This window comes from Desulfovibrio sp. 1188_IL3213 (genome assembly GCF_036763145.1).
Classification (GTDB): domain Bacteria; phylum Desulfobacterota; class Desulfovibrionia; order Desulfovibrionales; family Desulfovibrionaceae; genus Desulfovibrio.
In genome coordinates this window covers 1-5058 of the sequence record NZ_JBAIYR010000155.1, presented here as the reverse complement: position 1 = coordinate 5058, position 5058 = coordinate 1, and the positions used below count along the sequence as shown (strand labels likewise).

At 53.7% G+C, this 5058-nt stretch carries 5 protein-coding genes and 1 pseudogene; all 6 read right to left on the bottom strand.

What is annotated here, in order from left to right:
- Positions 1 to 728, bottom strand: a 728-nt coding sequence (locus tag V6C16_RS07725) for a mannose-1-phosphate guanylyltransferase (RefSeq protein ID WP_333542970.1), incomplete at its 3' end; no start/stop codon positions are given.
- Positions 729 to 1357: 629 nt separating this feature from the next.
- Positions 1358 to 1777 (bottom strand): GtrA family protein, encoded by a 420-nt coding sequence (locus V6C16_RS07720; protein ID WP_333536038.1) that lies wholly within the window; start codon positions 1775 to 1777, stop codon positions 1358 to 1360.
- A complete protein-coding gene (locus V6C16_RS07715) occupies positions 1770 to 2747 on the bottom strand; it encodes a glycosyltransferase (RefSeq protein WP_333536037.1) in 978 nt (325 codons plus the stop codon). Before V6C16_RS07715 ends, V6C16_RS07720 begins: the two co-directional genes overlap by 8 nt.
- Positions 2748 to 2768: 21 nt before the next feature.
- Positions 2769 to 3344: a hypothetical protein gene (locus V6C16_RS07710; RefSeq protein ID WP_333536036.1), complete on the bottom strand. Its 576-nt coding sequence runs from the start codon at positions 3342 to 3344 to the stop codon at positions 2769 to 2771.
- Positions 3345 to 3478: 134 nt separating this feature from the next.
- On the bottom strand, positions 3479 to 4069 hold the full coding sequence (locus V6C16_RS07705) for a hypothetical protein (RefSeq protein WP_333536035.1): 591 nt from the start codon (positions 4067 to 4069) through the stop codon (positions 3479 to 3481).
- A gap of 266 nt (positions 4070 to 4335) precedes the next feature.
- Positions 4336 to 5058, bottom strand: a pseudogene (locus tag V6C16_RS07700) (phosphomannomutase); the annotation flags it as partial.

Sequence of the window (5058 nt, the reverse complement as noted above, 5' to 3'; positions counted from 1 at the left end):
GAGGCCAGAAATGCGTCCGCGTCCGGTCGGCAGAACGCGCCGTCCGCCGTGCGTCCTTCCCAGGCGGCGCGGCAGGCTGCATGTATTTCTGGGGCGAAGCGTTCAAGCTCTTTCAGGAATACGGAAGCGCGCAACAGGAACATGCCGCTGTTCCACCAAAAGCCGCCCTGATCCAGCATGGCCTGAGCGGTCACCGCATCGGGCTTTTCCACAAAGCGGGCCACGCGGAAGCCATCGCCCAAGGCATCGCCCTGTTCAATATAGCCGAAGCCCGTTTCCGGGCTGGTGGGCGTGATGCCAAAGGTGACGATATGCCCTTGTTCCGCCAGAGCCGCGGCAGATGCCACCCCCTTGAAGAAGGCGTCTTCATCGTTGATGGCATGGTCGGACGGCAGCACCAGCATGAGGGGATCCCCGCCGTTGCAGGTAAGGGCAAAGGCCGCGAGAGTGATAGCCGGCGCGGTATTGCGCGGTGCGGGTTCTAAAAGAATGGTGGCGCGAACGTCACATTCGTACAGCGCTGCGGTCACGTAAAAGCGATGGTCTTCATTGCAGATGACCACAGGCTCCAGCCCCCTCGGCGTACGGCGCGCCCGCAGGAGCGTGTCCTTGAACAGGGTGCGTCCTTCGCCCAAATCCACAAATTGTTTGGGATATGTTTCCCGCGAGAGCGGCCACAAACGGGTCCCGCTGCCGCCGCAAAGTATGACGGGAGCAATGCTTTGCATGAATGTTCTCACTGATATTCAAATAGGTATTTTACGCTGCCTGCTGCATGCATGTCCACTGCGGCGCACGTTGCAAAAGTTACACCATTTCAAGATATAGAACAAGACCACTGTGCGTTCCGGGCCCGGCGCTTACGCCGGAACCGTGCCGCCCCGTGCTGGGGTGCTCCGCAGATAGGATGATTGAACCGGATTAAGCAGAGGCCCTGTCCATCCATGCAAGCGTGGGCTATGCACAAAAAAACACCTAGTCACAGAGCCACAACCATGGAGGACAAGCTTATGAAAAAATTACTGTATGTGGAAATGAACGTCCATAAGAAAAACATGTCATGGCCTGCGCCGTTGAAGGCGAAGACGTAAGGGGACTTGGCCCCATTGTGAACACCCCCATCGCTCTGGATACTGTAATACAGAAGTGCTCCCCAAAAATCGGACAGGTGTGATAACTACTCAACGAGACAAGGAGAACACACATGTCCAACGTAAAAATCATGTTCCACCCTTCAAAGCCTTGTTTGCTCTGGAAATTACGACTGGTGAGAAAAGCATTGCAACTGTAATCTGGCTGGCATGCGCCCGAGGATAATCAGCGGTTTCTTACTTCCGACACTGCAGGGGAAGATGTTTTATTTTTTAGAGCGCAACGGTACAAAGACAACTTTTGCAGAAAGGATAAAGTTGACTACAAGCCCTCCCGTGGAGCCAAAAACCAGAGGAACTATGGGAATGTTCCATAGACTGGGAATGGCCTTTACAGTCAGTATAAAAATGCCTGTATTCGTGAGCGCGCCCAGGATTTGCACCCCGAAATAGCGGACACCTTCTGCCCCTGGAGGGTTTTGTGAACGAAACGTGAGTTTACGGTTCAGCCACCAAGTGGACAAAACAGCCAGCGGAAAGGAAACGGCCCGGCCCCATATGGGGCCGAGGGAGGAATGCTGTGCGATCAGGGTCAGGGTTATGGCTTCAATGATAAAACCTATCCCGCCCACTAGGACAAAGCGAAAAAAACTGCTGCGAAAAAAATCGCCCTTACCTTTATTCACGGGGCAGGCCGCAAGGTTTTTTGTACGTCTTGCTCAACAGTTCACGTTCAAAGCGGGCTCTTTCCTGATGGGCAATGGTATCCAGAATCAAACCTACCGAGGCAAGTAGCAGGGCCACAATTTCGCAGCCCGAAGCAAGGATAGCCAGAGGCACGTGAGACACATAGCCAGTATTGAAGTATTCTTGCAAAACGGGCCAGCCCGCCAGTAAGCCGCTGATGGCCGCTATCAGAGCCGCGCCGAAGAAAAAGCGTAATGGCTTATAATAGCGCAATATCTTCCCAATAACAAAGATTACCCGCATGCCGTCCCGCATGGTGCTCAATTTGGAAAAACTGTCCGGCGGGCGATCCTTATACCGCACTGGGATTTCTAAAATCGTCATACGTTTGTCCAGGGCGTGCAAGGTCACATCCGTTTCAACTTCAAAGCCGTCTACCAGGATGGGGTAGGTTTTGACAAAGCGGCGGCTGAAGGCGCGGTAGCCGCTCAGGATGTCAGACAGACGTGCTTGAAACAGGCCATTAACAAGTTTGCGAACAAGAATGTTGCCCACATTGTGAAAAGCCCTTTTGTTTTCTGATGCGTAGTCTCCTTCGCAATGCCTGTCCCCCACCGCCATGTCCGCTTCTCCGGCGAGAACGGGCGCCAGAAGCTCCTGTGCCTGGCTTGCCGGGTACGTCATGTCGGCATCTGCAAGCAGGTATACATCTGCTTCTATTTCCATAAAAGCACGGCGCACCGCACAGCCCTTACCGGGGCGCGGTTCGTTAATAACCCCGCCGGTACAGCCCAGGCGTGCCATTGTTTCTTTGGCGACAGACTCTGTTTTATCGGAGGATCGGTTGTTAACTACCCAAATGGCGGCCTGCGGCAGTGCCTGATAAAAATCTTCTATGGTTTTTCCTACAGTCAGCTCTTCGTTATACGCAGGAAAGATGACGGCAATTTTTTTTGCGCTAAAAGTCATGAAAAACGCCTCGCTATGTGCCTATATGCGCTCGGAAGTGTCATAGTTGGGGAGGGTGCAGTTGCTCTCATGCTGTATTTCCAGCTGCGTCCGAGGCTTGGGCAGGGCCAGAAGCATCAGTACTGTTGCCGCAATGCCGGGCCACAATATCAGGTTTATAAAAGAGGCATGCTTGATGCCCGATTGCCCCGGCAGAATCCCTATCCAAACTATGGGAATAAGAGCCGGGAGCAGCGCAGGCCACAAACCGGTAGGGGGTGTGGGGCGCAACTTGCGCCAGCGTCTGAACAGCAACGCGTATAAAGCCAGGCCAAGAATCCAGTGTAAATGTATGATATTTCTATAAAAAGCAAGAAAAACCATGCCAAAGCTACGGTTGGGATATTTTTCCAGAGTAACTCCAAAGAGTTGCTCTCGGCTTGGCTGATAAAAAACCTCCAGCAAGGACCATTTGAGCAGCCAGGGCAGTACAAAGGCTGCCGCCCAGCCCACGCTGCCCCAAAAGATTGCGGCGATAATGTCGGTGGATGTGCGCCCGTCACTCCACAATGATAAAGAATAGCAGAGCAGGGGCAAGCCCAGGCTTAAACTGCCCATATTCAAAAAACTGCATAAGGCATCTACGGTGCCAAGCAGCCCAAACAGGACTAAAGGTGGTAGGCGGTGGCGAAGCAATACCGCCAGAACGGCTCCGCCCAGCACTACCCAGAACTGTGCTGCATGGGTAACGATTAAAAAACATTGGCTGATTGGGTGACAAAAAATGTCAAAACAATTGCCAGAGCGTACGAGAGGTTCAGGCTGTGTTTCAGTACGCCCAGCAGAAGCAGCAAGAGTGCAGACGTTATGCAGAACGTCAGCAGACGGACGTTTTCTATAGAAAAAAAGGTGTACAAGGGTTTAAGAAAAAGCTGATAGCCATGCACATAGCGCATGTATGGGTAGCCGCCAGTAAAGTCTGATGTGGTCGCCCGCAGCAAACCGCTGCATTCGCCAAAGGTGTTCATGAACAGCAGAGATTCTGCACTGGGCTGCATTGTGGTGGCGATGCCGATCCCCACACATTCCGTGTACATATCCAGTCGGGGGCTGATGAGGTGGAGCCAGTCGGGCTTTGGGTAGTTATCGTCAAAATACCCAGCGGAGGCGGCCTCTTGGAGATGTTTGCGCAGTGGTTCCTGAGGCAAAAAAGAGAATAAAAAGAAGAGAATATATACAGCAAAAAAAAAGAGCAGCGTATTTTTTATGAGTGCGAGCATTTCTCGGGCATGAGGCCGCGCTGAAAAAATTTTAGAACACGATGCACAGAAAAAATTTATCATGAGTTTGCCTGGCTGGTGCCGACACAAGTTGATCGGACACTTGCAGTTATGCGTTTTAGTAATTTGTTGCCGGCCTGATTGATGCCTGGGGGTGGCTTTGATGGCTGTCTGGCCTGGCGTTGTTTTTAAATAACTGCAACATGTTAACATTTAAGGATGATTCGTAGTTTGTTCATCTGGGAAAAAGCAAGAAAAAAGTGTAGCCAGTGACAATCTGCAGATCAGCCCGCAGCCTCCGCCGTAACAGCCCCACAGTGCTCCGGCGTTTACGCCGGAACCGCGCCGCCCCGTTCCTCCAGCAGGCGCAGGAGTTCGGCGGTCTTGTCTTCCAGCAGGACACGGTTGCCGCGGGTTTCCACATTGAGGCGCAGGAGCGGTTCGGTATTGGACATGCGCAGGTTGAAGCGCCAGTCGGCAAATTCCAGGTTTACGCCGTCCATGCTGTCCTCGTAGAGGGCGCCTGGGGCGTACAGTTCCCTCACAAGCTTCATAAGGGCAGGCGCGTCCTGCACGCGGCGGTTGATTTCGCCGCTGCACGGATAGGCGTTCATGCGCTCGGCCACAAGTTCCGCCAGGGGGCGACCTGTGCGGTGCAGTAGTGTTGCCGCCAGCAGCCAGGGCAGCATGCCGGAGTCACAGTAGGCAAAATCACGAAAATAGTGGTGTGCGCTCATTTCGCCGCCATATACGGCGTCTTCGGCACGCATGCGTTCCTTCATGAAGGCATGGCCGGTTTTGCCCATGACAGGCTGGCCGCCTGCGGCAAGCACCATTTCACGGGTGTTCCAGTAGACGCGCGTGTCATGAACCACCTTGCCGCCGGGAGCGCGCCGCAGCAGTTCCTGTGCCAGCAGACCTATGCAGTAGTAGCCCTCAATGAAATTGCCGTTGCCGTCATAAAAAAAGCAGCGGTCAAAGTCTCCGTCCCAGGCGATGCCCATATCCGCTCCGGCCTCGCGCACGGCAGCGGCGGTGGCGGCGCGGCGTTC